Below are 24,040 nucleotides of genomic sequence, written 5' to 3' on the forward strand. Positions count from 1 at the left end.
CATTTTAGAAAATGAACCTCTTTTTTAATGAATAGTATACTTATATTCACAATTAAAAGTAGTTAAACTAGTTAGTTTTATAATACCTTCTTTATTTATTAGTTGTTGATTGTGATTGATGTGATCTGAAATTCCGTGCCAAGGCTCAATACAAATAAACGGAGAATTTCTAGTGGCAGACCAAATTCCTAAGTAAGGAAAGTTTTTAAATTGAATAGTTATGTATTTTTTTTGAGTAGGTTGATGTACAAAAGAAACCTCTGAAAAAGGATTTTTATTAAAAACGATAGCATTGTTATCAAAAATAGTTTTTGTTAGTGCTAAAGATCCTGCGTTAGAAAATACATTAAATTTTTCATCGTTTCTATAACCTGTTTTTATAGAAGTAGATGTAGGAGTTTCTTTTTTATCAAAAACCAAAACATATTCTTCTCTTGTTTGATTTTGTTCAAAAGGACAAGCAAATGCAGGATGTGCTCCAATAGAAAAATACAAATCCTGTTTAGCGGGATTTGTAATTATGTATTTAGTTGTTAATCCTTGTGAGCTAAGTGTATATTTAATTTGTAAAATAAAATCAAAAGGATAAATAGTAAATGTATCTTTTGTAGCAGTAAGCTGAAAAACAAGAGTGTTTTTAGATTGTTTTACTACAGTAAATGTACTGTTTCTGGCAAAGCCATGTTGTTTTATGTTGTATTCTTGTTCCTTAAAAATATAGGAGTCATTTTTAAGGGCTCCAACAATGGGAAATAAAACAGGAGTGTGTCTGTTCCAAAACGTAGCATCTCCACTCCAAATATATTCAGTAGTATTTTTAATCAAGCTAATTAGTTCAGCACCTTTTGTTTTAAAGGTAGCTGTAATAAATTGATTTTTTAACTGATACATATTACTCATTTGTAATTACTTTTACCTCTTTTAAAGTTGCAACATATTCACATCTTTCAAAAATAAAAGCAAAATTGTGAGTTACAACCTTGTTGTTTATCGTTTTACCAATAGTTGTGTCAATCCAATAATCAGGACAAGGTTTTTGGTGTACGTGGCTTTTGTCTCTGTTCCAGTTTCCTTTATGTAGTACATATTCTATATCCATAGAATCTAAACTATATTGGTTTAAAGTAAGCTGAGCTGTGTTAGATATTTTAAAGGTGTCTCTTAATTTAATTTGTTTTAAAACACGTGCATTAAAACCATAATCAAACGTAGTTCCTTTTTGTTGATTTATGTAAGATAAGGCGATTACACCTAAAGCCAATCCTCCTAAGTAATAACCAAATCGTCTTAATAATTTGGCATCAATTTTACTTAATAAGTCTTTTATCATTTGTTGTAAATTTATGACCTCAAAAGTAAAGAAGTCAAACGGATTGTATGAGTGTTTAAGAACTAAATAATTAATAAATTAATATCTGTAAAAGGAATATTAAACCAATCACCTACAGCTTTTTTAGTAACAATACCTTTGTACATATACATACCGCTTCTAATAATTCTGTCATATTTAACAGCAGCTTCAAAACCTCCTTCATCACCTACCGTTAAAAGATAAGGGGTAATAATGTTACTAATAGAAATAGTAGCTGTTTTAGCGTATCTGGACGGAATGTTGGGAACACAATAGTGCATTACTCCATATTTTACAAATGTAGGATTGCTATGTGTTGTTAAGTCCGAAGTTTCAAAACATCCTCCTCTATCAATACTTACATCTATAACCACCGCACCTTCTTTCATTACAGATACCATATCTTCAGAAACTATAATTGGAGCTCTTGTTTTTCCTTTGATGGCAGCAATTACCACATCGGCTCTCATTAGTGCTTTTTCTAATGCTTTATGATGTATGGTTGAGGTGTAAACAGGAATGTTTAAGTCTTGTTGTAGTTGTCTTAATTTGGTAATAGAGTTGTCAAAAACTTTAACACTAGCTCCCAATGCTTTTGCAGATTTTGCAGCAAATAAACCTACGGTACCTGCACCTAAAATAACAACTTCACAAGGAGGAACACCGCTAATATTACCTAGCAACCTACCAGAACCACCATTTTCGGCATTCATTAATTCTGATGCAATTAGAATAGAAGCAGTTCCAGCAATTTCACTTAAAGATTTTACAATAGGATAACTATCGTGTTCGTCTTTAATAAAATCAAAAGCGATGGCTGTAATTCGTTTACTTGCCAAAGCTTTAAAATATTCTTTAGATTGTGTTTTTATTTGGAGCGATGAAACTAAAAAACTTTGAGGAATCATATACTCAATTTCTTGTAAAGAAGGCGGAGATACTTTTAAGATAAGATTGCATTCAAAAACCTCTTTAGTACTATAACAAATTCTAGCTCCAGATTCCGCATATTCTTTATCTGTAAAGTTAGAGGCTATACCAGCTCCTGTTTCTAATATAATTTGATGGCCCTGTAGTGTCATAGCAGCTACAGCATCTGGCGTTAAGCAAACTCTTTTTTCTTCGTGGCACGTTTCTTTGGGGATTCCTATAAATAAATCTCCCTTTTTAGGTGTTATTGCCAATCGTTCTTCTTGAACATGAAATTCAATTTTACCAAATGCAGACATACGTTTCCCCATAATCAATCTGTGTAAGCAAGTGAGTGTTGGTTACTTAAGACAGAGAGTTCTGGTGTTGTCAGAGTTTGTCTTAATGGTAATCACCTGTGCATCTAAAGGTAGTAAATTTTCTACATTCTCAGGCCATTCTATAAAAGCCCATTGGTTATTATATAGGTATTCTTCAATTCCCATATCGTATGCTTCGTTTTCATCTTCTATGCGATAAAAATCAAAGTGATATAAGATTTGATTTTGAGCTGTTTCATATTCATTAACCAAAGCAAAAGTAGGAGATGAGCTAATATTACATCCTAATTGGCTAGCAAGTTCTTTGATTAATGTTGTTTTACCAGTTCCCATAGTTGCATAAAATAAAATAGTTTTACTTTTTGTATGCTCTATAATTTGTTTTGCAACGGCAGGTAAATTGTTTAAAGAATAGGTGATTTCCATTGTGTAGATCTTAACTAAGGATTATTTTTTTTCAAATGTATAATCCATGTGATATATGCTAGATTTTTGATCTATTAATTGATAGCCATTTTTATCCATAAAGTTTTTAAAATCAGTATTACTTTTAAACTTTAAATTGTTTCCTTTTTCATCAACAAGATAAAAAAATGCAACATCAAAATTTTTGTTGGTTTCTGTTTTAGGAATTTCTTTACGAGCTATAAATTCAAAACCCTTGTTTTCAGGATGTAAACCAATCTTAAAAGAAGCATCTTTTAAAGTGTCTAGTTTTTTTTCAAATTTATTGTCTTTAAGACTTATAAAAGTGATGGTTTTGGTTAAAATTGCCGATGTTTTATTGTTCTTTTTTGATGAACATGATAATAACGATGCTAAAACAATTGATAAAAGAATTTTTTTCATAATCAACTTTTTTAATATTTGAATAGATAATTATACTTAGTACACCTAACTGGATTCGAACCAGCACGTCCTTAGGACACTACCCCCTCAAGGTAGCACGTCTACCAATTCCGCCATAGGTGCAATAATACAAGGGATGCAAATATCTTTAATTTAATTGAATTTTGCATAAATTTTTTAAAAAGCAAAGGAGGGAATTAAATTGATTAATTCCCTCCTTAAAAAAAAGTATGTAGTTACTATTAAAACAATGCTGTTGATACACGTTTTTTAACCAGATAATCATCTAAAGCTAAATGAGAACAATCATGACCAATTCCACTGTTTTTAATTCCTCCATGAGGTAAATAAATAGAATATTTTACACCGTTAATTTGAATTTCTCCAAATTCTAATTCGTCAGTAAAACGTTCAATTCTTTTATGATTGTTTGTAAATATATAAGAAGCCAATCCAAAGTCGGTATCGTTGGCTAATGCTAAAACTTCATCATCAGAATCAAAACTCATAATTCCTGCAACAGGACCAAAAGTTTCTTTTCTAAATAAATCCATTTCAGGAGTAATTCCAGATACTACAGTTGGTTCTATCCAGTTTCCTTTTTCAGGTAATCCTTCAGGAATTTTACCTCCATATTCTAAGGTAGCTCCTTTGCTAACAGCATCCTTCACCAAATCAAACATTCTATCTCTGTCTGCACGAGCAACTACAGGTCCCATAAATACATCGGGATTTTCTTTGGTTCCAAAACCTAAAGTCAATTCAGAAGCTTTTTTAATGTAAGCTTTTAAAAATTTATCATAAATATTTTTGTGAACCATTATTCTGTTAGCAGCCACACATATTTGACCAGAATTGCTGTATTTTAATCCGATAGCTAGATTTAAAGCTTTTTCAAAATCGGCATCTTCAAAAACAATAAAAGGAGCATTTCCACCTAATTCCATTCCTAGTTTTTTAATAGAGGTAGTACTATCTGCAATTACTTTTTGACCCGTAGCAGTAGAACCAATCATGGTTAATACGGCAGGAATAGTACTAGTTGTTAAAGTTGTAGCAACCTCTTTACTAGGTCCTGATAAAATATTAATGACTCCTGCAGGAAAATTTATTTCGTGTAAAATTTCTCCTATCATATAAGTAGATAGTGGAGACAATGCAGATGGTTTTATAATGATTGAGCATCCGGCAGCTAGTGCAGGTCCTAGTTTAAAACCAACATTTAATAAAGGGAAATTCCATGCCAAATAAGCCACAGCTACTCCAGCAGGCTTAGATACCATTTTATGAGTATGTGTGTTTTCGTAATCTGGAATTTGTTCTTCTCTTAGGTTTTTCATGGCATTAGGATACCAATCTAAAGCATTCACTAGAGCCTCAATATCTTCGGCAGCACCTCCATAGGTTTTACCCATTTCGTGAACCATAGCTGTTTTTAACTCGTGTTCTTTAGCCAGTATAGCGGTACGTAACTTTTGCATCCACTCTGTTCTTTCTGCTAAAGTTAGTTTAGACCAATATTTAAACCCTTTTTGTGCGGTAATTAAGGCTTTTTCAGCATCTTGTTTACCTGCTTGTGCAACTTCTGCAATTGTTTCTCCTGTTGCAGGACAAATTACTGCTGCCCTTTTTTTATTTTCTGAATCGACTAAAGTACCGTCGATATATAATTTTTTATATCCAAAATTTTGAGTCACCATATTTTATTCATTTTAAACAAAGATAGGTTTTGAAAGTGCTTTTTTTTGGTACTAAATAGTCAATTTATGGCTGTATTTTTACCATTTTTAATAAAAACTAAGATTTATAAGTGTTGATCTGTTAATTTTAAGGGTAAAAAATAAGACGGATGCTTTTTAACAAAAAAAAATAGCTCCCTTAAAAAAGGGAGCTATTTTTGTGACCGGGCTGGGGCTCGAACCCAGGACCCTCTCCTTAAAAGGGAGATGCTCTACCAACTGAGCTACCAGGTCAATGAGGGGGCAAATATAAAGCTTTTTTTAAATCGTGAAAACTTTTTTTAGGTTGTTTTTTTCTTTGATATTTGCGAAGTCTAATTTGCAATGTATAAAAACATGAAACTGATTCTTTTAGGGTATATGGGCTGTGGTAAATCTGCTATTTCAAAATCATTAAGTCATCAATTAAATTCTAAAAGAATTGATCTAGATGATTATATAGAGAAAAGAGAAGGGATGAAAATTGCAGATATATTTGCAAAGAAGGGAGAAATATATTTTAGAAAATTAGAAACTACTTGTCTAGAAGAGTTGTTAGATAGTAAAGAGGATTTTATTCTATCGTTAGGTGGTGGAACTCCTTGTTTTGGAACTAATATGGAATTGATTAATGAAAAATCTACTTCTGTTTATTTAAGCGCAAATATCCCAACATTAGTAGCAAGATTACTTCCTGAAAAAAGTAAAAGACCGTTAATTGCTAGAATTAATGATGATGATTTACCTGAATTTATAGGAAAACATTTGTTTGAAAGAAGACCTTTTTATTTACAGGCTAAAATAGCAGTGTCTGTAGATCAGAAATCGGTAAATGGTATTGCCAAAGAAATAGTTGCTGCATTGTAAATGTTAGCATAAATAAGCAATAGCATCATTTTCTTGACTAAAATCTACTTCTATATGTTCTTGTAAAGAGGTAGATAGAGACAATCCCTTAAAATCTGCTTTTACAGGATATTGTTTGTGATTTCTGTTTACCAACACAGCTGTTTTAAAAGAAGCTAAAGGAACTTGTAAAAAGTGCTTTACACCGTAAATAAGTGTTTTTCCAGAACTTAAAACATCATCAACCAAAACAAGATTTTTATGTTGATATTCTTCTTGAGGAATACTAGAAGTAATTTCTGTTAGTGGATTTTTTTTGTCTAAAATTAATTCACATAAAGTAATTTTAACATCGCTAATTTCTTCCAAATGAGCTTTTAGGTGTTTAGAGAAAATGAACCCATTTCCATTAATACCAGCTAAAATTATTTCATCTGCCTCACAATTACTTTCCAAAATTTGAAAAGCAATTCTTCTTGTTTTTTGTGTGATTTCTTGATGATTTAATATAATAGACTTATTCATGCGTGTCAATTTAATTTTCGTTGTCAAAAGTACCGTTTTCTTGGTATTCGTCTAAATCTCTTCTGTCTTTTTTACTAGGTCTACCTGCACCTTTTTTTCTGTAATAGTCTTTGGCAAACTTTAACATGTCTGTACGTTCAAAAGCTTCTTTTGGAGTGGTGTCTTTTCTGTATAGATCTACCAATTTTGCTCCAACTCTGTTGGGTGGAATGTCTAAAACCTCTAATTGGTAGTTAATTTGATTCTTACGAACTGTAATTTTTTCGCCAATATACACATCTTTAGATGGTTTGGCATTAACATTGTTAAGTTTAACATGACCTTTTTTACATGCATCAGTAGCTATAGATCGAGTCTTAAACATTCTAATGGTCCATAAATATTTGTCAATTCTCATTAGTTATTTGTAAATGATTCTTTCCGCTAAGATATGAAAATTGTAAATTGCGAGTTGAAAAACAATAGATAATGAATTTTAAAAAGATAATACTAGCTGTGTTAGCAGTTTTAGTAATTGGTTGTCAGGATGATACAGAGGTTTTTGACCATGCAGGACAATACAAAATAGAAAAAGTAGAAATAGCAACTTATTTGGCTACGCATTATTATAATAGTGAAAACGATCAGTTTGAAAACTTGGTAGAAGGAAAAACATCTTTAGCCAATGATGAAAAATTAAAAGCAGTTGAAACCAATTATAATAATATTGATTATACAATGTATACTTATGAAACTGTAGTTGGTACAGGTAATAGTCCTGATACTAATGATATTGTAAACATAGTGTACAAGTTAACATCTTTAGAGAATGAATTGTATCAAGAAAATGATGTGAATGATGGATTCTTAGATTTAACAACAGTAATACCAGGTTGGCAAATAGGATTGCCTAGCTTTAAAGAAGGTACTTATGATGAAACAACAGATCCATCTATACCAAGACAATACAAAGATTCTGGAGAAGGGTTGATGATTGTTCCTTCGGGATTGGCTTATCAAAATTTTGGAAGTGGATTAATTTCTGCGAACGAAACCTTAGTCTTTAAGATTGTATTAAGATCTGTAGGTCAAATAGAAAACGAATAATAGATAGGTCATAAATTATAAAAAAAGCTCCAAAATAATGTTTTGGAGCTTTTTTTATGCGCTAGCCATAGTAATTAATTTTTGTACAGTATTGTAATTACGAGTAGTTGCGGTAGTGTTTAAAAGTTTCTCAACACAATTGTTATTCAGTTTAGAGTCGCTGTATTTGGTTGCATATTTTACATGAATAATTGATTTTTGAACAATATAGTCATCATTTCCAAAGTCTTTTTCTTGTAAACCGTTAGAAGTTTTATACCCGTTTAACGTAAAAACAAAATAATTTTTGCCTGTTTCTATATTAAAAGGATGAGAAGCTATTAGTTTTTTAAAAGTTAAAAAAGAATAACTAAATACTTCTAGGTGATATCCGTAAATTTCTTCGATACTATTTTTAATTTTTAATGAAACATTTTTAGAAGATGTTAGCGTACTTTTAAGTATAAAATTTCCGCTTTGGATATAGCTATTAACTTTTGTAAATTCATCACAATTAGTTAGTAGGTTTACAAAATCTTTCATTATAATTTTGTTTTTACCTGCTACGTTTACCCCTCTTAAAAGTACAATATAAATCATGTTAAATTAATAGAAATAAATATAAAAGTATGATATATATTATATTATTTAGAATTATTATGTGTTATTTTTGTTTAAAACTATAGAACTATTATGAGTAAAGCTATTTATATTGCTGCTTCACATTCCAACAGTGGAAAGTCAATTGTAACCCTTGGTTTAATGAGGTTATTGTTAGGTAAAACAACAAAAGTTGGATATTTAAAACCAATTATTACCAGTAAAAACAATGAAAAAGATTTTCATATAGAGACCATTTTATCACATTTTGATTTAGATATAGAATACAAAGATGCCTATGTATTTACTGGAAAAGAGGTGATTACAAAAAGAAATCAAGGTAAGAGTGGAGAGATTATAGACACCATTATCAAACGTTATAAAAAATTAGAATCTAAGTACGATTTTATATTGGTTGAAGGTACCGATTTTGAAGGAGATGCAACTTCTTACGAAGCAGAACTAAATGTGTTAATAGCCAAAAATTTAGGAATTCCTGCCTTGATTATTAGCAAAGCCAAAAAAGGAATTTCTGTACACGATTTGATAGAGAACACCAAGTTGATATATGATACTTTTACAAGTGATCAAGTAAATGTACTATCTGTAGTTATTAACAAAGCAAATAAAAACCATAAGGAAATGATTACGGAGCATTTAAATAAAATACTCCCAGTATCTGTAGTTAAATCTGTAATTCCTTATTCCGATAAATTGTCAAATCCAACAGTAGCAGAAATTGTAAGAGAATTAAATGCAGAAGTCTTGTTTGGAGAGGCCGGATTAAACAATCCTATTGGTGCTTACGGTGTTGGAGCCATGCAGTTAAGAAACCACTTGGAGCATTATGTAGATAATTATTTAGTAGTAACACCAGGAGATAGGGCCGATATTATTTTAGGATCTTTACAAGCAAATAGTTCTAAAAATTATCCAAAAGTATCAGGAATTGTATTAACAGGAGGTTTAAAACCAGAAAAAACAATTTTAAAATTAATTGATGGATTATCTGATGTAGTACCAATTTTATCTGTAAAAACAGGAACTTTTGAAGCGACTACAGATGTTGCCAATGTACAAGCTCAAATATATTCAGAAAACACAGATAAAATTTTAGCATCACTTAGAATTTTTGACAAATACATTCCTACTGAAGAGTTAACCAATAAATTAATCAATTTTAAAGTAAACGGAATGACTCCTAAGATGTTCCAATACAATATGATTGATAGAGCAAGTAAAACAAAAAAGCGAATTGTTTTACCAGAAGGAAATGATCCACGAATTTTAGAAGCTGCAGCAATGTTGGCTACCTTAAATATTGTAGATGTAGTATTGTTAGGTAATATTGAGGAATTAAAAATAAAAGCAGAAAAAATAGATGTTGCTATTAATTTTGATAAAATAAAAGTAATCAATCCTATAGATTCAGAATACTTTGAAGATTTTACCAATACACTTTATGAATTAAGAAAACATAAAGGGATGAATTTAGATACTGCCAAAGATACTATGACAGATGTATCGTACTTTGGTACCATGATGGTTCATAAAGGATTGGTAGATGGTATGGTTTCGGGGGCTGTAAATACCACACAACATACCATTAGACCTGCCTTACAGTTTATAAAAACCAAACCAGGAGTATCTGTAGTGTCTTCTATCTTCTTTATGTGTATGGAAAACAGAGTTTCAATCTTTGGAGATTGTGCTATTAATCCAGATCCAACAGCAGAACAATTAGCTGAAATAGCTATTTCATCAGCAGATTCTGCCGCTAATTTTGGTATTGAGCCAAGAGTAGCTATGTTGTCTTATTCTTCAGGGTCATCAGGAAAAGGTGCACAGGTAGATAAAGTACGTACTGCTACAGAAATTGTAAAACAAAAAAGACCCGATTTAAAAATAGAAGGACCTATTCAGTACGATGCAGCTGTAGATCCTGGAGTAGCAAAAAGTAAAATGCCAAACTCAGAAGTTGCAGGAAAAGCAACTGTATTGGTGTTTCCAGATTTAAATACTGGAAACAATACCTACAAAGCCATTCAGAGAGAAACAGGAGCTTTGGCAATTGGACCTATGTTACAAGGATTAAACAAACCCGTAAACGATTTAAGTAGAGGTTGTACCGTAGACGATATTTTTAATACAGTAATTATCACCGCTATACAAGCACAAGAATTATAAAACATGAATATATTAATTATCAATTCAGGAAGTTCATCAATAAAATATCAATTGATTGAAATGCCTCTAGAAAAAGTTGTTTGTGAAGGCTTGATAGAACGTATTGGAGTAGGACAAGACAACTCAAACTTTGTTTACAAGCCCATTAATGGTGATGAAATTACAATACAAGGTGCTATTGCAGATCACAAAGAAGGATTGTCTTTATTAGTTTCTCATTTGTTTGATGAAAAAGTTGGAGTAATTGCTGAAAAAGAAGATTTAAAAGTAATAGGACATAGAGTTGTACACGGTGGAAGTGCTTTTAACAAAGCAGAGATCGTGACTCCAGAAGTAAAGGCAGAAATTAAAGAATTATTTTCTTTAGCTCCCTTACACAATCCTGCGCATTTATTAGGTATAGAAGTTTGTGAAGACTTGTTTCCACAAGCAAAACAGGTGGTGGTTTTTGATACCGTATTTCATCAAACCATGCCAGCTAAAGCTTATAAATATGCATTGCCTAAAAAGCTGGCAGAAGAAAAAAAGATTCGTGTTTACGGATTTCATGGTACGAGTCATAAATATGTATCCGAAAAAGCAAATGAGTTTTTAGGAACTACTACTACCAAACTAGTTACTTTGCATATAGGGAACGGAGCCTCTGTATCTGCTGTGCAAAATGGACTTTGTGTAGACCATTCTATGGGATTTTCTCCAACTACAGGTTTAGCAATGGGAACTCGAACAGGAGATATTGATCCTGCCGTTATTGTACATTTGGTTAAAAATTTAGGATATTCAGGACAAGAAGTAAGTGATTTAATCAACAAGCAAAGTGGAATGTTAGGTATGACTGGCTACTCAGATTTTAGAGATTTGGTAAATCAATCTAAGAGCGGAAATAAAGAATGTACCGAAGCGTTAGAATTGTATGCCTATAGAGTTAAAAAATATATTGGAGCTTATGCAGCGGCTATGAATGGATTAGATGCTATTGTTTTTACCGCTGGAGCAGGAGAAAATTGTATTGAAATTCGTGATTTAGTATGTAAAGATTTAGAATATTTAGGAATTGAAATTGATAAAGATTTAAATAACCAAAGACCAAAACAATTAACCGAAATTCAAGTTAAAAACGCTAAAGTTAAAATTTTTATTATTCCAACAAACGAAGAGTTAGAAATAGCAAAACAAAGCTTTAACTTAGTATAAAAACAACTTTAAAAATTACACAAAAAAGCCTCTATTAAAAATAGAGGCTTTTTTGTGTCTAATTAATTTAACTACTTTAGAATGTTTTAATAATTGTGGTTTGCAAAACAGGTTTATTTTTTTGTATAAACTTATACTCATAAATTTAAAGAATATACATCTCTTAACAAGCTCTTGAATTTAAAAAAATGATTGTCTTTTTTCTTCAAATGGAATAAAAATCATAAAATACCCGATTGGGCTACTCTTTTGTCTTAATGGGCTATTACAAAATATTTATATCATATAATTTTACGGTTGTATTAAATTAAACTATTAATTATGAAACACAAAAAGACAATTACAAATCTTACCGTTATTCTTCTTGGGTTAGGAGGAGTGCAAGCACAAGAAAATATGGTAGCTGTAGGAGGAGAAATTAAGACAACAGGTGGAACTGTTAATTATTCTGTAGGACAAGTATTTTACACAAACTCTGTAGGCTCAAGTGGGAGTGTAGAACAGGGGGTAAATCAGCCCTACACAATTTCTTCTACATTAGGTGTTGATGAAAAATATATTCTTTTAGAATTATCTGTTTATCCAAACCCAACTACTGACTTTTTAAACTTAAAATTAAAGGATTTTGAAAATGTGAATTTTCAACTGATGGATTTGTTAGGTAGGCAGGTTGAAACTAAAAAAGTAACGGAAAACAATACATTAATTTCCATGAGTGCCTTACCCAAAGCTACTTATTTTTTAAGTATCGTTAAAAACAATCAAATCGTAAAAACATTTAAAATTATTAAAAACTAGAAACATGAAAAAAACATTACAATTAATTATTGCTTTATTAATAAGTATTAACACATGGGCACAAGCACCCGAAAAAATGAGCTATCAAGCGGTAATCCGAGATACAGAAAATAACTTAGTTGTTAACCAAAACTTAGGAATACAAGTTAGTGTTTTAAAAGGAGGACAGTCTGGTACTGCTGTTTATGTAGAGAGACAAACTCCAACTACAAATGCTAATGGATTAGTGAGTTTAGAAATAGGTACGGGTAATGTTAGTACGGGAGTTTTTTCTAATATTGATTGGAGTAATGATACTTATTTTATCAAAACAGAAACAGATATTACAGGAGGTACAAATTATACAATTACTGGAACTAGTCAAATGATGAGCGTACCATATGCATTATATGCAAAAACATCAGGTAGTTCTTCTTCAAACTTACCTCAAACTCCAACTGCTGGAGATATGACTTATTGGAATGGTTCTTCTTGGGATAAAGTAGCTGCACCATCAGAGAGTAGTATGGTATTAACTTACTGTGAAGATAAACCTGTTTGGACAAAAGATGGAAAATGTCCGATAAAAGTTGGTACACGAGCTGAAGGAGGTATTGTATATAAGATATTTCAAAATGGAGATACAGGTTATGTTGAAGGAGAGACACATGGTTTGGTGGCATCAAGTACACAAGCAAGAGTACCTTATTCTCAATCAGGTAATTATGTTAATGCTTTAAATGAAGGAACTTATAATAATTGGCATATGCCTTCGGTAGCTGAACTAGTAGAGATTCGAGGAACTGTAGGAAATCAAAATTTCTTTGCGTATGATTATCACTGGTCTACATACTCATCATCTTATGCAACTCAAGAGCTAGCTAATCCAACATTTGGAGAAGGTAATACTTATCAAAATTGGTCTCATTCATTTTCTGTTTTATGTGTAAGAGAATTTTAAAGTTATAATTTACTATATAAAAAAGCCTCTATTTTTAATAGAGGCTTTTTTGTGTAATTAATCATAAAATAATTCGACATATGTAGTACTTCAACTATCCCTAAATAGAATGTCTAAACAATTATGGTTTGTAGAAAATGTTAATTTATTTGGAAAACTTTGTCCTCATAAATTTAAAGAATATGCTTCATGTCATCAGTTTTTAAACTTTAAAAAAAATGAATATGTTTATTTTTCTGCAGATAGAGCGAATAAATTATTTTTAATTCAATCTGGAAAAATAAAAATAGGTTATTACACTGCCGAAGGAGATGAGGTGATCAAAGCTATTTTAAGTAAAGGGCAGGTCTTTGGCGAAAAAGCTTTGTTGGGGCAAGATACCAGAAGTGAATTCGCAAAAGTATTAAATAGCTCAACGACTGTTTGTCCTATAGAAGTTGCTACACTACATGATTTAATGAAAGACAATCAAAATTTTGCTTTAAATATTTACAAGTTCATCAACTATAGAATAAAAAAATTAGAAAGAAGGTTAGAAATTTTAATGTTTAAAGATTGTAAAACAAGAGTAACAGAATTTTTAACAGATCTTTCTAACGATTTTGGAGTTGTAAATAAGAGTAATCAAACCATAGAAATAGAACATCCCTACACTCAAAAAGATATTGCAAACTTAATAGGAGCCTCTAGACCTAGTTTAAATATTATTTTAAATGAATTAAAAGAAGAAGGGCAGATAGAGTTTACAAGAACTAAAATTATTTTAAAAAAAAGCTTAAGTGTTAGCTAGCTAACAAAACATAAAAAAGATCTGTTCTACATTTGATTTTATAATTAAAAATCAATTTAAAATGAATAAGAAATTTTTTACAGCAGGTGTTTTAGCCTTTGGAATGTTACTAGGATCGTGTGATAATGATGATGATACAAAGTCAATAATAGAGAGTAATACAAACTTAGAATTATCTATAAATGGATTGGCAAACTTAGGTGATGATTTTGTTTATGAAGGATGGATAATTGTAAATGAAAATCCTGTGTCTACAGGAGTATTTACCATAAATGATTCAGGAGATTGGTCTGCAAATTCTTTTACTGTAGATAAAACAAATTTAGCAAATGCGACAAAATTTGTCTTGTCTATTGAGCCAACGGTAGATAATGATCCAGCACCATCTGCAACTAAAATTTTAGCAGCAGATTTTTCAGGGAATTCTGCAATAGTAGTTGCTAATACAATTCCGGGGATTAATACAAATGGAGATGGAGAGTTTACTGAGGCTTGGGGAAAGTTCTTTTTAAGAACTCCAACAGATGAAACAGGAACTAATAACGGAAATGATGAAAATGGAATATGGTATGGTACTCCAGGGACTCCGCCAACAGCAGGTTTAGGAGGTATGCCAGAGTTGGAGGCAAGTTCTGGTTGGAGGTATGAAGGTTGGGTTGTTGTAAATGGAACACCTATATCTACAGGAACATTTATTAGTTTTACAGAAAGTGATGCAAGCAATCAGTTTAGTGGAACAGAAGCAAATGCAGGACCACCAATTCCAGGAGAAGATTTTTTATTAAATGCACCAACAGGAGTTACGTTTCCTTTAGACGTTAGAGGAAAAACAACAGTAATCTCTTTAGAGCCTTATCCAGATAATTCGGTAAAACCGTTTTCTATAAAACCACTCTTAGTTACTATTGCTACAGATGCTGCAATAGCACCAACAACCCATAACTTAAATACTAATCTATCAAGTTTTCCATCAGGATCTATTATAAGAAAGTAAGAAAAGAAGTGTATTGTTTTTATAAAAAGGTTGATCCATTCCAAATGGATTAACCTTTTTTTGTTTTTAAATTAACATATATACATTCTTTCGGCATTGCACTTGTATATATCATAACATATTAATTATAAAAAATATATTATGAAAAAAGTATTACTTAGTGTGTTGTTTTTAACAATGTTGAGCGTATCTGCTCAAGAAATAGAATTTGAATCGTCGTATTCTAAAGGAGAAGCTATACTGTTGGAGGTAGTTTGTCAGCAGGAAAATCAGAAACAGAAAATGTTGATGGAACTAATTATGAAAGTAAAAGTTTCTCAATCAATCCATCTGTTGGATATTTTATAGAAGATAATTTGGTTGTAGGTCTTTCTGCAAGGTATAACAAAATAAAAACTAAAGAAAACTCTAATACAGAGTATGATGATTCTAATTATGGTGTAGGTGTGTATGCAGAAAAATATTATAAACTCTATAAAAGTTTCTTTTTAAGTGTTTCTGGTAATGCTAATTTTATTAACAACGATAATGATAAAAACGATATTGAAAATAGATTTTATACTATAGGTGTTTCTCCAAGTATAAGTTGTGTACTTAACAAGCATATGTCTATCAAAGTTGGGTTTGATAATGTTTTAGGATATACTTATAGAACATACAATAATCAAGGAAATAGTGGAAGTTCTAGCGGTTTTGTAACAGATTTAGGAGATTCTGATTTATCTGTAGGGTTTAGATACTTTTTCTAATAACTACTGAATTATGGTTTAAAAAAAGCTCGATAGAATTTCTATCGAGCTTTTTTGTTAGGGTTTATTTTTTAACTGTTTTAATCTGTATCAAATCTACTAAAAAGGCAAATAACATAGAAAAATAAATGTATCCTTTAGGGATTTCAAAATGGAGACCTTCTCCAATTAAAGAAACACCAATCATCATTAAAAAACACAACGCTAATATTTTAAAAGAAATGTGTTTATTGATAAAGTTTACGATGGGTTTAGAAGCAAAAATCATGATTAAAACACTTATTATTACAGCAGCATACATTACATATAGATTGCTAACCATACCTACGGCAGTAATAATAGAATCTATAGAAAATACAATATCTAGAATAAGAATTTCAATTAATAAATTAGTAAAGGTTGAATTTTTTACTTTTTTATTACTAGCATTTACTTCTGTTTCAGTATGATGAAAAATTTCAGAACTAGCTTTGTAAAGTAAAAAGATTCCACCTATAAGTAGTATGATGTTTTTTCCGCTAAAACCTAATCCAAAAACAGAGAATAAATTATTATCTAGCTTTAAAATCCAAGAAACAACAGTTAACAATCCTATTCTAATAATAGCCGCTAAAGCCAGTCCTATAATTCTTAATTTATCTCTTTTTTCTTCAGGAAGTTTATCTGTTAAAATGGATATAAATATAATATTATCTATTCCTAACACCACTTCTAAAAAAACGAGCGATACTAATGGGATGATTATTTCTTGTAGCATAGTTTAATTTTTTCATCAAATGTAATAAATTAAAAAACCCTCTAACAAAAGTTAGAGGGTTAAAATATAAGCAAGATATTATTTTAAATTTATTTTACTTTTTCGACGATGGCCTTAAAAGCTTCTGGGTTGTTCATAGCCAAATCAGCTAAAACCTTACGGTTTAATTCGATGTTTTGAGCTTTTACTTTCCCCATAAACTGAGAATAAGACAATCCATGAATACGAGCACCCGCGTTAATACGAGTAATCCATAAAGCACGGAAACTTCTTTTCTTGTTTTTTCTATCACGGTAAGAGTAAGACATTGCTTTCTCAACCGCATTTTTTGCTACTGTGTAAACGTTTTTACGTCTTCCAAAATAACCTTTTGCTTGCTTCAAGATTTTTTTTCTTCTTCTTCTTGAGGCTACTGAATTTACTGATCTAGGCATAATTTCAATGTTTTTTGTAGTGAGGCGATTACGTAATTACTTAGTCGTAATTGTTAATACTTTTATTGCCCACTCCATGGTTAATAATTAAATATTCCCTTGTTATACTTAAATTACTTTAAGTTTAACATGTTTTTAATACTCGCTTCGTCGTTCTTGTGAACTAAACCGTCGTGAGTTAATTTTAATTTACGCTTTTTAGACTTCTTTGTTAAGATGTGACTTTTAAAAGCGTGCTTTCTTTTTAATTTTCCAGTTCCAGTTACTTTGAATCTCTTCTTAGCACTAGATTTTGTTTTTAATTTAGGCATCTCTATAAGTTTTTATTCTTGCTTATTTTATTTTGAGTAATAGCTATTGTTAAATAGCTATACTTTACTTTTTATGTTGATAGAAAGTAGAAAAGGTTGTTGAGTTTACGTTATGTATAAAACCTAATAGACTTTAAACATAAAGAGGTCTGTCAACTATTTTTTTACTTTAGCAGCCATAAACATAATCATACGTTTACCTTCTAACTTAGGCATTTGCTCTACTTTACCATATTCTTCTAATTCTTGAGCTAATTTTAATAGTAAAATTTGCCCCTGATCTTTAAATATAATAGAACGACCCTTAAAGAATACATATGCTTTTAGTTTTGCACCATCTTGCAAAAATTTAATGGCATGTTTCTTTTTAAATTCGTAATCATGCTCATCTGTCTGAGGTCCAAAACGAATTTCTTTTACAGTTACTTTAGTAGCTTTCGCTTTAATAACTTTATCACGTTTCTTTTGCTCGTACAAAAACTTTTTGTAATCTATAATTTTACAAACAGGAGGGACAGCTTTAGGAGATATTTCTACTAAATCTAACTCTTGTTCTCTAGCGAATCTTTTGGCATCAGCAATTGGATATACTCCAACTTCGATGTTTTCACCTACTAAACGCACTTCATCCACAAAACGAATATCGTTATTAATTCTATGTGGATTTTCCTTAATAATTCTCGCAGGTCCTCGGGACCTTCTTCTCTTAATTGCTATGGCTTTATCTTTTTGCTCTCATATTACTATGAGAAGTTAAACTCTATTTAAATGGTACTAAGGTTTTGTCTATTTCGTTAGTTACATGTTTGATAAAATCATTTACAGAAAAAGATCCTAAATCTCCTTCACCATGTTTTCTAACAGATACACTTTCTTCTCCTTCTTCTTTTTCTCCTACAATAATCATGTAAGGGATTTTACTAACCTCAGCATCTCTAATTTTTCGACCTGTTTTTTCATTCCGGTCATCAATTAGCGTGCGAATTTCGGAATTTTCTAGCAATTCTGAAACTTTTTCTGCATATTTCTGATATTTCTCACTGATTGGTAAGATAATAACTTGTTCTGGCATTAACCAAAGTGGAAAATTACCACCTGTATGTTCTAACAATACAGCAATAAAACGTTCCAAAGATCCAAAAGGAGCTCTGTGAATCATAATAGGTCTATGTTGTGCATTGTCAGATCCTTTGTAGGTTAAGTCAAATCTTTCAGGCAGATTGTAGTCTACTTGAATAGTTCCTAACTGCCAACTTCTTCCTAATGCATCTTTTACCATAAAGTCTAATTTAGGTCCATAAAAAGCAGCTTCTCCTGTTTCTACAACATAATTTAAACCTTTTTCTTTGGCTGCATTTAAGATTGCATTTTCTGCCTTTTCCCAATTTTCATCAGAACCAATGTATTTTTCTGGATTTTCAGGGTCTCTTAAAGAGACTTGAGCTGTAAAGTCTTCAAAACCTAAAGAACCAAATACATATAATACTAAATCAATAGCATCTTTAAACTCTTGATCTAATTGATCTGGAGTACAAAAAATATGTGCATCATCTTGTGTAAAACAACGTACACGAGTCATTCCATGTAATTCACCACTTTGCTCGTATCTATAAACGGTACCAAATTCAGCATAACGCTTAGGTAACTCTTTATAAGACCAAGGTTTGTAGTTAAAAATTTCACAGTGATGAGGACAGTTCATTGGTTTTAATAAGAATTCTTCATCCATTTTTGGAGTTTTGATAGGTTGAAAACTATCTTCTCCATATTTTTCATAGTGACCAGAAGTCACATACAACTCTTTTTGGCCGATATGTGGTGTTACCACCATCTCGTATCCACCTTTTTTAAGCGCTTTTTTTAAGAAGTCTTCTAAACGTTGCCTTAGGGCAGCTCCTTTTGGTAACCATAAAGGCAATCCTTGTCCAACTTTTTGAGAAAAAGTAAACAATTCTAATTCTTTACCCAATTTACGGTGATCACGTTGCTTTGCTAATTCTAATAATTCTAAATATTCAGTCAACAACTTCGCTTTAGGGAAAGTGATTCCATAAATACGAGTTAACTGAGGATTTTTTTCATCACCTCTCCAATAAGCACCTGCAGCACTCATTACTTTAACTGCTTTTAAAATTCCTGTATTTGGAATATGACCTCCACGACATAAATCAGTAAAATCATCATGATCGCAGAAAGTAATTTCTCCATCGGTTAAGTTTTCTATCAACTCAACTTTAAAAGGATTTTCTTCTTCTTTATATTTAGCTAAAGCATCTGCCTTAGAAACTTCACGCAATGTAAATTCGTGTTTTCCTCTAGCCAATTCTAAAAATTTAGCTTCTATTTTAGGGAAGTCTGTTTCAGAAACTTTGTGTTCACCAAAATCAATATCGTAATAAAAACCGTTTTCTATGGCAGGACCAATAGTTAATTTTACACCAGGATATAATTTTTGAATAGCTTGTGCTAAAACGTGTGCAGAAGAGTGCCAAAAAGCTTTTTTTCCTTCGGGTTGATCAAATGTAAATAAGGTTAAATTACCGTCCGTGGTTAATGGGGTTTTGGTTTCAACGGTATTTCCATTAAAACTTGCAGAAATTACATTTCTTGCTAAACCGTGGCTAATACTCATGGCCACATCCATTGGCGTACTATTTTGTTCGTACGCTCTTACACTCCCATCGGGTAAAGTAATATTAATCATTATAAATATTTTTTTGCATTGCAAAGATAGTCGTTTAATTGTAGATTAAAAACGTAAGACAAAAAAGAATTAAGATGTTTTAAGTTAACAGTAAATAATATTCATCAAGACCTTTTTTAGTTAAATAAGGGTAGATGGATTCGGTTATAATTTTAACATACTTATCAGTTGTTTTTTTATCAATTAATGTATTTTCTATAGTTATAGATGACATCCAAAAGTCACTCAAAATCTGAATTCGAGTATACAAATCGTCAAATTCATTTTTAAACTGTTCGTTTCTCATTAATTTGTTTGCAACAAGAGTGTTGAATAAGTCTAGAGTTTGCTGTTTTCTTATTTTAACCAATTGATTGTAATGTGTTTTAACTACAGGTTGTTCTCTCATAATTTGAGTAAAGTCTAATAAAAAAAAGCGATACTCATAAAACAGATGTAATACAGCACTAGACAATTGGTGTAATGTTTTAACATTTATTTGGTTCTGATTGATATTGAGCATTGTTTTGTCAATATCTGCAACCAAACTAAAATAAAGAGTTTCTATAATATCTTCTCTTTTTTTGTAATGATAATTTAAGTTTCCCTGACTTATGTTTATCTCCTTAGCAATTCGTCTTAAAGTTACCTTGTAAAGGCCTTGCTGGTTAAACAAATCTAAAGAAGTTTTTAATATTTTTTGTTTTGTTGTATTCATGGACTGTAAATATAATTATTTAGTATAGATGACCTACTAAATATAATTAGTACATTTGACCTAATTTAGATGTTTTATGATGATAATAGATATTATAGGAGGAGGTATAGGAGGTTTAACCACAGGAATTTTCTTAAAAAGAAAAGGGTTTAACGTGCGTGTTTTTGAACAAACAAAAGAGGTGAGATCCTTAGGTGCTGGTATTATCTTGGCAAATAATGCCATGCAGGTTTACCAGAAACTTAATCTGTCTGATAAAATAACAGCACAAGGATCTTATGTTTCTTCTGTAAAAATTGTTGATGAAAAATTAGAAACTATTTCAGAAACAGATTTGTCGGTTTTTGAAAGTAAATATCAACTTAAAAACATAGCCATTCACAGAGGAAAACTCCAGAGAATATTGATGGATGAATTTGAGTCAGACGAACTTTTTTTAGATCATCAACTTAAAGGAATAAAAAAGAAATCTAACGGATGTCTTTTAAAGTTTAATAATGATAAGGATTATAATTCAGAAGTTGTTATTGGAGCAGATGGTATTCATTCTAAAGTTAGACAACTGTTGTTTGAGTCTGTTAAAATAAGAAAAGCACAACAAATATGTTGGAGGGGGGTATTGAATTATAATCTACCGGAAAAATACAGTCATCAAGCTGTAGAAAGTTGGGGGAAAGGAGTTCGTTTTGGTTTTGTTAAAATTAACGATCAAAAGGTGTATTGGTATGCATTAAAATCGATTCATAAATATAGGAAGCAAAATATAAATATAAATGATTTTAAAGTGTTTGATTCTTTGGTTGCTGATATTATTTCTAAAACAGATGAAAAAAACATTCATACTGCTGAAATAATGGATATTGCACCTTTTAAAAATTGGAGTGTTGATTGTATTTGTTTGTTGGGGGATGCAGCACATGCCACCACACCAAATTTAGGGCAAGGAGCTTGTCAGGCTATAGAAGATGCTTTTGTGTTGGCAGAATGTATAGAAAAACACCATATTCTAAAAGCTTTTAAAGAGTATGAAAAATTAAGAATAAAGAAAGCACATAAGATTGTTTTAACAAGCTATAAAATAGGAACAATAGCACATTGGTCAAATTCTCTGTTGGTGTGGTTAAGGAATAGAATAGTAAAAACGATTCCGTTATCTATTCAAGAAAAACAAATGGAAGCTATTTTTAAACTAGTCATAATATAGATGAAGAAAGTAATAAAAGAGAAGTCTCTTAAAGAAGATTACCAAGGCTGGGTTTTGAATCAAATTGATTTTTTAGACACGTTTGCTACCACCAATCATAAAAATACGGTTACAGAAATAGCAAATTTGATTTTTAATACGATGCCTGTGTGGATAGATTTTTTATTTAAAATCAGAAATGTATTAGTGTCGGTTGTAGGGTTAAAAACAGTGCAGCCAATAGATTATTCTGTGGAATATAAAATAGGAGGATATATTGGTTTTTTTAGAATTTACGAATTAAAAGCAACTGAGATAGTTTTAGGAGTAAATGACAAGCATTTAAATTTTAGAGTTGTTGTTGGTAAAACAAAATCAGAATTTTACAATGTTAAAATAACTACTTTGGTAACGTATCACAATAAGTTTGGAATGGTCTATATGAATGTGATTAAGCCATTTCATAAATTGGTTGTAAAACATATGGTCAAACAGGCTTACAGAAAACCATAAAACCACTTCTTAAATTTTTGTAGTCAATAAATAAAAAGTTACTTTTGCGCATGCAACAAAAAGTACTTATTCTAGATTTCGGATCTCAAGTTACGCAGCTGATAGCTCGTCGAGTGAGAGAGTTGAACATTTATTGTGAAATTCATCCATACAACAGCGAAAAATATAATTTTGCTGATTATAAAGCAGTTATTCTATCAGGTTCTCCACACTCAGTAAGAGGAGAAAATGCACCTAAAATAGATTTATCAGAAGTAAAAGGTAAAAAACCATTATTAGGAATCTGTTATGGAGCTCAATACTTAGCACACTTTTTTGGTGGAGAAGTAGGAGCATCAAACACCAGAGAATATGGTAGAGCCAACTTATCTTTTTTAGATCATACAAATCCTTTGTTTGATGATATTAAAGAAGGAAGTCAAGTTTGGATGAGTCATTCTGACACCATTTTAAACTTACCAGATAATTACGAATGTATTGCAAGTACACCAGATGTAAAAAATGCAGCATATCACGTTAAAGGAGAAGATACTTACGCAATTCAATTCCACCCAGAGGTATATCACTCTACAGATGGAGCTAAATTATTAGGAAACTTTTTAGTGAAAATTGCAGGAGTTGCTCAAGAATGGACACCTAATAATTTTGTAGAAACTACCGTTCAAGAAATTAAGGACAAAGTAGGAAACGATAAAGTAGTTTTAGGACTGTCTGGAGGGGTAGATTCTACCGTAGCAGCCGTTTTATTAAATAAAGCTATAGGAGATAATTTATACTGTGTATTTGTTAACAATGGATTACTACGTAAAAACGAATTTGAAGGTGTGTTAAAGCAATACGAAGGTATGGGCTTAAACGTAAAAGGAGTAGATGCTACCGACAGATTTATGAAAGAATTAGAAGGTTTGTCTGATCCTGAATTGAAACGTAAAGCTATTGGTAAAGCATTTATTGATGTTTTTGATCAAGAATCTCATTTGATAGAAAACGTAAAATGGTTGGCACAAGGAACTATTTATCCTGATGTAATTGAATCTGTTTCTGCAGATGGAGGACCATCAGCAACAATTAAATCTCATCATAACGTAGGGGGGTTGCCAGACTTTATGAAATTAAAAATTGTAGAGCCTTTACGTATGATTTTTAAAGATGAGGTTCGTAGAGCAGGAAAATCTATGGGAATTGATCCGGAACTGTTAGGTCGTCATCCTTTTCCAGGACCAGGATTGGCAATTAGAATATTAGGAGATATTACCCCAGAAAAAGTAGCGATGTTACAAGAAGTAGATGCTATTTTTATTAACGGGTTAAAAGAACACGGATTGTATGATTCTGTTTGGCAAGCCGGAGCTATTTTATTACCTGTACAATCTGTAGGGGTAATGGGAGATGAGCGTACATACGAAAAAGCGGTTGCTTTACGTGCTGTTGAGTCTACAGATGGTATGACTGCTGACTGGGTAGATTTACCATATAAATTTTTACAAGAAATATCAAACAAAATAATAAACAGTGTAAAAGGAGTAAACAGAGTTGTTTATGACATTAGCTCTAAACCACCTGCTACTATTGAGTGGGAATAAGG

27 protein-coding genes and 2 tRNA genes are annotated in these 24,040 nt (G+C 31.2%); 12 read left to right on the forward strand and 17 right to left on the reverse strand.

What is annotated here, in order from left to right; all coding sequences use genetic code 11:
* Positions 1-24: 24 nt before the first annotated feature.
* The 8 genes from FHR24_RS12460 to FHR24_RS12495 all read right to left on the reverse strand — a co-directional run bounded on the left by FHR24_RS12460 (position 25) and on the right by FHR24_RS12495 (position 5,423).
* Positions 25-900: an aldose 1-epimerase family protein gene (locus tag FHR24_RS12460; protein ID WP_167189312.1), complete on the reverse strand. Its 876-nt coding sequence runs from the start codon at positions 898-900 to the stop codon at positions 25-27.
* A complete protein-coding gene (locus tag FHR24_RS12465; RefSeq protein WP_167189315.1) occupies positions 893-1,330 on the reverse strand; it encodes a DUF4258 domain-containing protein in 438 nt (145 codons plus the stop codon). The genes FHR24_RS12460 and FHR24_RS12465 overlap by 8 nt, the downstream gene beginning before the upstream one ends.
* Positions 1,331-1,392: 62 nt before the next feature.
* The gene (locus FHR24_RS12470) at positions 1,393-2,592 is read right to left on the reverse strand and encodes an alanine dehydrogenase (protein ID WP_167189318.1); all 1,200 of its coding nucleotides are present in this window, start codon (positions 2,590-2,592) and stop codon (positions 1,393-1,395) included.
* A gap of 30 nt (positions 2,593-2,622) precedes the next feature.
* Entirely contained in the window at positions 2,623-3,027 is a 405-nt protein-coding gene (gene tsaE, locus FHR24_RS12475) for a tRNA (adenosine(37)-N6)-threonylcarbamoyltransferase complex ATPase subunit type 1 TsaE (protein ID WP_167189320.1), read from the reverse strand.
* Positions 3,028-3,048: 21 nt separating this feature from the next.
* Complete coding sequence (locus FHR24_RS12480) at positions 3,049-3,450, reverse strand: hypothetical protein (RefSeq protein ID WP_167189322.1); 402 nt, start codon at positions 3,448-3,450, stop codon at positions 3,049-3,051.
* Positions 3,451-3,490: 40 nt separating this feature from the next.
* Positions 3,491-3,573 (reverse strand) — tRNA-Leu (locus FHR24_RS12485).
* Positions 3,574-3,692: 119 nt separating this feature from the next.
* Positions 3,693-5,150 carry an aldehyde dehydrogenase family protein gene (locus tag FHR24_RS12490; protein ID WP_167189324.1) on the reverse strand — a complete coding sequence of 486 codons (1,458 nt, stop codon included), beginning with the start codon at positions 5,148-5,150 and terminating at the stop codon, positions 3,693-3,695.
* A gap of 200 nt (positions 5,151-5,350) precedes the next feature.
* Positions 5,351-5,423: transfer RNA gene (locus tag FHR24_RS12495), tRNA-Lys, on the reverse strand.
* 102 nt (positions 5,424-5,525) lie between these two features.
* On the opposite strand from FHR24_RS12495, the gene FHR24_RS12500 reads away from it, so the two are divergent.
* A complete protein-coding gene (locus FHR24_RS12500) occupies positions 5,526-6,035 on the forward strand; it encodes a shikimate kinase (protein WP_167189327.1) in 510 nt (169 codons plus the stop codon).
* 3 nt (positions 6,036-6,038) lie between these two features.
* Here FHR24_RS12500 and FHR24_RS12505 read toward each other — a convergent pair whose 3' ends face one another.
* The gene (locus FHR24_RS12505; protein ID WP_167189330.1) at positions 6,039-6,539 is read right to left on the reverse strand and encodes a phosphoribosyltransferase family protein; all 501 of its coding nucleotides are present in this window, start codon (positions 6,537-6,539) and stop codon (positions 6,039-6,041) included.
* A gap of 10 nt (positions 6,540-6,549) precedes the next feature.
* Complete coding sequence (locus FHR24_RS12510; protein ID WP_167189333.1) at positions 6,550-6,936, reverse strand: RNA-binding S4 domain-containing protein; 387 nt, start codon at positions 6,934-6,936, stop codon at positions 6,550-6,552.
* Between the two features lie 71 nt (positions 6,937-7,007).
* On the opposite strand from FHR24_RS12510, the gene FHR24_RS12515 reads away from it, so the two are divergent.
* Positions 7,008-7,625, forward strand: coding sequence for an FKBP-type peptidyl-prolyl cis-trans isomerase (locus FHR24_RS12515; protein ID WP_167189336.1), 618 nt, complete (start codon positions 7,008-7,010; stop codon positions 7,623-7,625).
* Positions 7,626-7,679: 54 nt separating this feature from the next.
* Here the strand turns inward: FHR24_RS12515 and FHR24_RS12520 are convergent, their stop codons facing one another.
* A complete protein-coding gene (locus FHR24_RS12520; protein ID WP_167189338.1) occupies positions 7,680-8,204 on the reverse strand; it encodes a DUF1697 domain-containing protein in 525 nt (174 codons plus the stop codon).
* Positions 8,205-8,297: 93 nt separating this feature from the next.
* On the opposite strand from FHR24_RS12520, the gene pta reads away from it, so the two are divergent.
* From pta to FHR24_RS12555, 7 genes are all read left to right on the forward strand, one after another.
* A complete protein-coding gene (gene pta, locus FHR24_RS12525) occupies positions 8,298-10,391 on the forward strand; it encodes a phosphate acetyltransferase (protein ID WP_167189341.1) in 2,094 nt (697 codons plus the stop codon).
* A gap of 3 nt (positions 10,392-10,394) precedes the next feature.
* Positions 10,395-11,585, forward strand: coding sequence for an acetate/propionate family kinase (locus tag FHR24_RS12530; protein ID WP_167189344.1), 1,191 nt, complete (start codon positions 10,395-10,397; stop codon positions 11,583-11,585).
* 321 nt (positions 11,586-11,906) lie between these two features.
* Positions 11,907-12,383, forward strand: a complete 477-nt coding sequence (locus FHR24_RS12535; RefSeq protein WP_167189347.1) for a T9SS type A sorting domain-containing protein — start codon at positions 11,907-11,909, stop codon at positions 12,381-12,383.
* Between the two features lie 4 nt (positions 12,384-12,387).
* Positions 12,388-13,323: a hypothetical protein gene (locus tag FHR24_RS12540; protein WP_167189350.1), complete on the forward strand. Its 936-nt coding sequence runs from the start codon at positions 12,388-12,390 to the stop codon at positions 13,321-13,323.
* Positions 13,324-13,432: 109 nt separating this feature from the next.
* The gene (locus tag FHR24_RS12545) at positions 13,433-14,113 is read left to right on the forward strand and encodes a Crp/Fnr family transcriptional regulator (protein ID WP_167189353.1); all 681 of its coding nucleotides are present in this window, start codon (positions 13,433-13,435) and stop codon (positions 14,111-14,113) included.
* Between the two features lie 61 nt (positions 14,114-14,174).
* Complete coding sequence (locus FHR24_RS12550) at positions 14,175-15,107, forward strand: anti-sigma factor (RefSeq protein ID WP_167189357.1); 933 nt, start codon at positions 14,175-14,177, stop codon at positions 15,105-15,107.
* A 254-nt stretch (positions 15,108-15,361) separates the two neighbouring features.
* Positions 15,362-15,856 (forward strand): autotransporter domain-containing protein, encoded by a 495-nt coding sequence (locus FHR24_RS12555; protein WP_167189360.1) that lies wholly within the window; start codon positions 15,362-15,364, stop codon positions 15,854-15,856.
* 64 nt (positions 15,857-15,920) lie between these two features.
* Here the strand turns inward: FHR24_RS12555 and FHR24_RS12560 are convergent, their stop codons facing one another.
* From FHR24_RS12560 to FHR24_RS12585, 6 genes are all read right to left on the reverse strand, one after another.
* Positions 15,921-16,613 carry a TerC family protein gene (locus FHR24_RS12560; RefSeq protein ID WP_167189363.1) on the reverse strand — a complete coding sequence of 231 codons (693 nt, stop codon included), beginning with the start codon at positions 16,611-16,613 and terminating at the stop codon, positions 15,921-15,923.
* A gap of 89 nt (positions 16,614-16,702) precedes the next feature.
* On the reverse strand, positions 16,703-17,047 hold the full coding sequence (gene rplT / locus FHR24_RS12565) for a 50S ribosomal protein L20 (RefSeq protein WP_167189366.1): 345 nt from the start codon (positions 17,045-17,047) through the stop codon (positions 16,703-16,705).
* Between the two features lie 113 nt (positions 17,048-17,160).
* A complete protein-coding gene (gene rpmI / locus FHR24_RS12570) occupies positions 17,161-17,358 on the reverse strand; it encodes a 50S ribosomal protein L35 (protein ID WP_167189369.1) in 198 nt (65 codons plus the stop codon).
* A gap of 156 nt (positions 17,359-17,514) precedes the next feature.
* Positions 17,515-18,033, reverse strand: a complete 519-nt coding sequence (gene infC, locus FHR24_RS12575; protein WP_317166207.1) for a translation initiation factor IF-3 — start codon at positions 18,031-18,033, stop codon at positions 17,515-17,517.
* Positions 18,034-18,118: 85 nt separating this feature from the next.
* Positions 18,119-20,062 (reverse strand): threonine--tRNA ligase, encoded by a 1,944-nt coding sequence (gene thrS, locus FHR24_RS12580; RefSeq protein WP_167189372.1) that lies wholly within the window; start codon positions 20,060-20,062, stop codon positions 18,119-18,121.
* A 79-nt stretch (positions 20,063-20,141) separates the two neighbouring features.
* Entirely contained in the window at positions 20,142-20,759 is a 618-nt protein-coding gene (locus tag FHR24_RS12585) for a TetR/AcrR family transcriptional regulator (protein ID WP_167189375.1), read from the reverse strand.
* A gap of 76 nt (positions 20,760-20,835) precedes the next feature.
* Between FHR24_RS12585 and FHR24_RS12590 the strand changes: the two genes are divergently transcribed.
* From FHR24_RS12590 to guaA, 3 genes are read left to right on the forward strand one after another with little or no spacing between them, the layout of a single operon-like run.
* Positions 20,836-21,963, forward strand: a complete 1,128-nt coding sequence (locus FHR24_RS12590) for an FAD-dependent monooxygenase (protein WP_243846553.1) — start codon at positions 20,836-20,838, stop codon at positions 21,961-21,963.
* Positions 21,964-22,455: a DUF2867 domain-containing protein gene (locus tag FHR24_RS12595; RefSeq protein WP_167189378.1), complete on the forward strand. Its 492-nt coding sequence runs from the start codon at positions 21,964-21,966 to the stop codon at positions 22,453-22,455.
* Between the two features lie 50 nt (positions 22,456-22,505).
* On the forward strand, positions 22,506-24,038 hold the full coding sequence (guaA, locus tag FHR24_RS12600) for a glutamine-hydrolyzing GMP synthase (protein ID WP_167189380.1): 1,533 nt from the start codon (positions 22,506-22,508) through the stop codon (positions 24,036-24,038).
* The last annotated feature ends 2 nt before the right edge of the window (positions 24,039-24,040 follow it).

The organism is Wenyingzhuangia heitensis (assembly GCF_011762155.1).
Classification (GTDB): domain Bacteria; phylum Bacteroidota; class Bacteroidia; order Flavobacteriales; family Flavobacteriaceae; genus Wenyingzhuangia; species Wenyingzhuangia heitensis.

Coding starts and splice junctions, on each gene's coding strand:
- FHR24_RS12460 (WP_167189312.1), bottom strand. CDS start 900: ATGAGTAATATGTATCAGTTAAAAAATCAATTTATTACAGCTACCTTT.
- FHR24_RS12465 (WP_167189315.1), bottom strand. CDS start 1,330: ATGATAAAAGACTTATTAAGTAAAATTGATGCCAAATTATTAAGACGA.
- FHR24_RS12470 (WP_167189318.1), bottom strand. CDS start 2,592: ATGGGGAAACGTATGTCTGCATTTGGTAAAATTGAATTTCATGTTCAA.
- tsaE (WP_167189320.1), bottom strand. CDS start 3,027: ATGGAAATCACCTATTCTTTAAACAATTTACCTGCCGTTGCAAAACAA.
- FHR24_RS12480 (WP_167189322.1), bottom strand. CDS start 3,450: ATGAAAAAAATTCTTTTATCAATTGTTTTAGCATCGTTATTATCATGT.
- FHR24_RS12490 (WP_167189324.1), bottom strand. CDS start 5,150: ATGGTGACTCAAAATTTTGGATATAAAAAATTATATATCGACGGTACT.
- FHR24_RS12500 (WP_167189327.1), top strand. CDS start 5,526: ATGAAACTGATTCTTTTAGGGTATATGGGCTGTGGTAAATCTGCTATT.
- FHR24_RS12505 (WP_167189330.1), bottom strand. CDS start 6,539: ATGAATAAGTCTATTATATTAAATCATCAAGAAATCACACAAAAAACA.
- FHR24_RS12510 (WP_167189333.1), bottom strand. CDS start 6,936: ATGAGAATTGACAAATATTTATGGACCATTAGAATGTTTAAGACTCGA.
- FHR24_RS12515 (WP_167189336.1), top strand. CDS start 7,008: ATGAATTTTAAAAAGATAATACTAGCTGTGTTAGCAGTTTTAGTAATT.
- FHR24_RS12520 (WP_167189338.1), bottom strand. CDS start 8,204: ATGATTTATATTGTACTTTTAAGAGGGGTAAACGTAGCAGGTAAAAAC.
- pta (WP_167189341.1), top strand. CDS start 8,298: ATGAGTAAAGCTATTTATATTGCTGCTTCACATTCCAACAGTGGAAAG.
- FHR24_RS12530 (WP_167189344.1), top strand. CDS start 10,395: ATGAATATATTAATTATCAATTCAGGAAGTTCATCAATAAAATATCAA.
- FHR24_RS12535 (WP_167189347.1), top strand. CDS start 11,907: ATGAAACACAAAAAGACAATTACAAATCTTACCGTTATTCTTCTTGGG.
- FHR24_RS12540 (WP_167189350.1), top strand. CDS start 12,388: ATGAAAAAAACATTACAATTAATTATTGCTTTATTAATAAGTATTAAC.
- FHR24_RS12545 (WP_167189353.1), top strand. CDS start 13,433: ATGTCTAAACAATTATGGTTTGTAGAAAATGTTAATTTATTTGGAAAA.
- FHR24_RS12550 (WP_167189357.1), top strand. CDS start 14,175: ATGAATAAGAAATTTTTTACAGCAGGTGTTTTAGCCTTTGGAATGTTA.
- FHR24_RS12560 (WP_167189363.1), bottom strand. CDS start 16,613: ATGCTACAAGAAATAATCATCCCATTAGTATCGCTCGTTTTTTTAGAA.
- rplT (WP_167189366.1), bottom strand. CDS start 17,047: ATGCCTAGATCAGTAAATTCAGTAGCCTCAAGAAGAAGAAGAAAAAAA.
- rpmI (WP_167189369.1), bottom strand. CDS start 17,358: ATGCCTAAATTAAAAACAAAATCTAGTGCTAAGAAGAGATTCAAAGTA.
- thrS (WP_167189372.1), bottom strand. CDS start 20,062: ATGATTAATATTACTTTACCCGATGGGAGTGTAAGAGCGTACGAACAA.
- FHR24_RS12585 (WP_167189375.1), bottom strand. CDS start 20,759: ATGAATACAACAAAACAAAAAATATTAAAAACTTCTTTAGATTTGTTT.
- FHR24_RS12590 (WP_243846553.1), top strand. CDS start 20,836: ATGATGATAATAGATATTATAGGAGGAGGTATAGGAGGTTTAACCACA.
- FHR24_RS12595 (WP_167189378.1), top strand. CDS start 21,964: ATGAAGAAAGTAATAAAAGAGAAGTCTCTTAAAGAAGATTACCAAGGC.
- guaA (WP_167189380.1), top strand. CDS start 22,506: ATGCAACAAAAAGTACTTATTCTAGATTTCGGATCTCAAGTTACGCAG.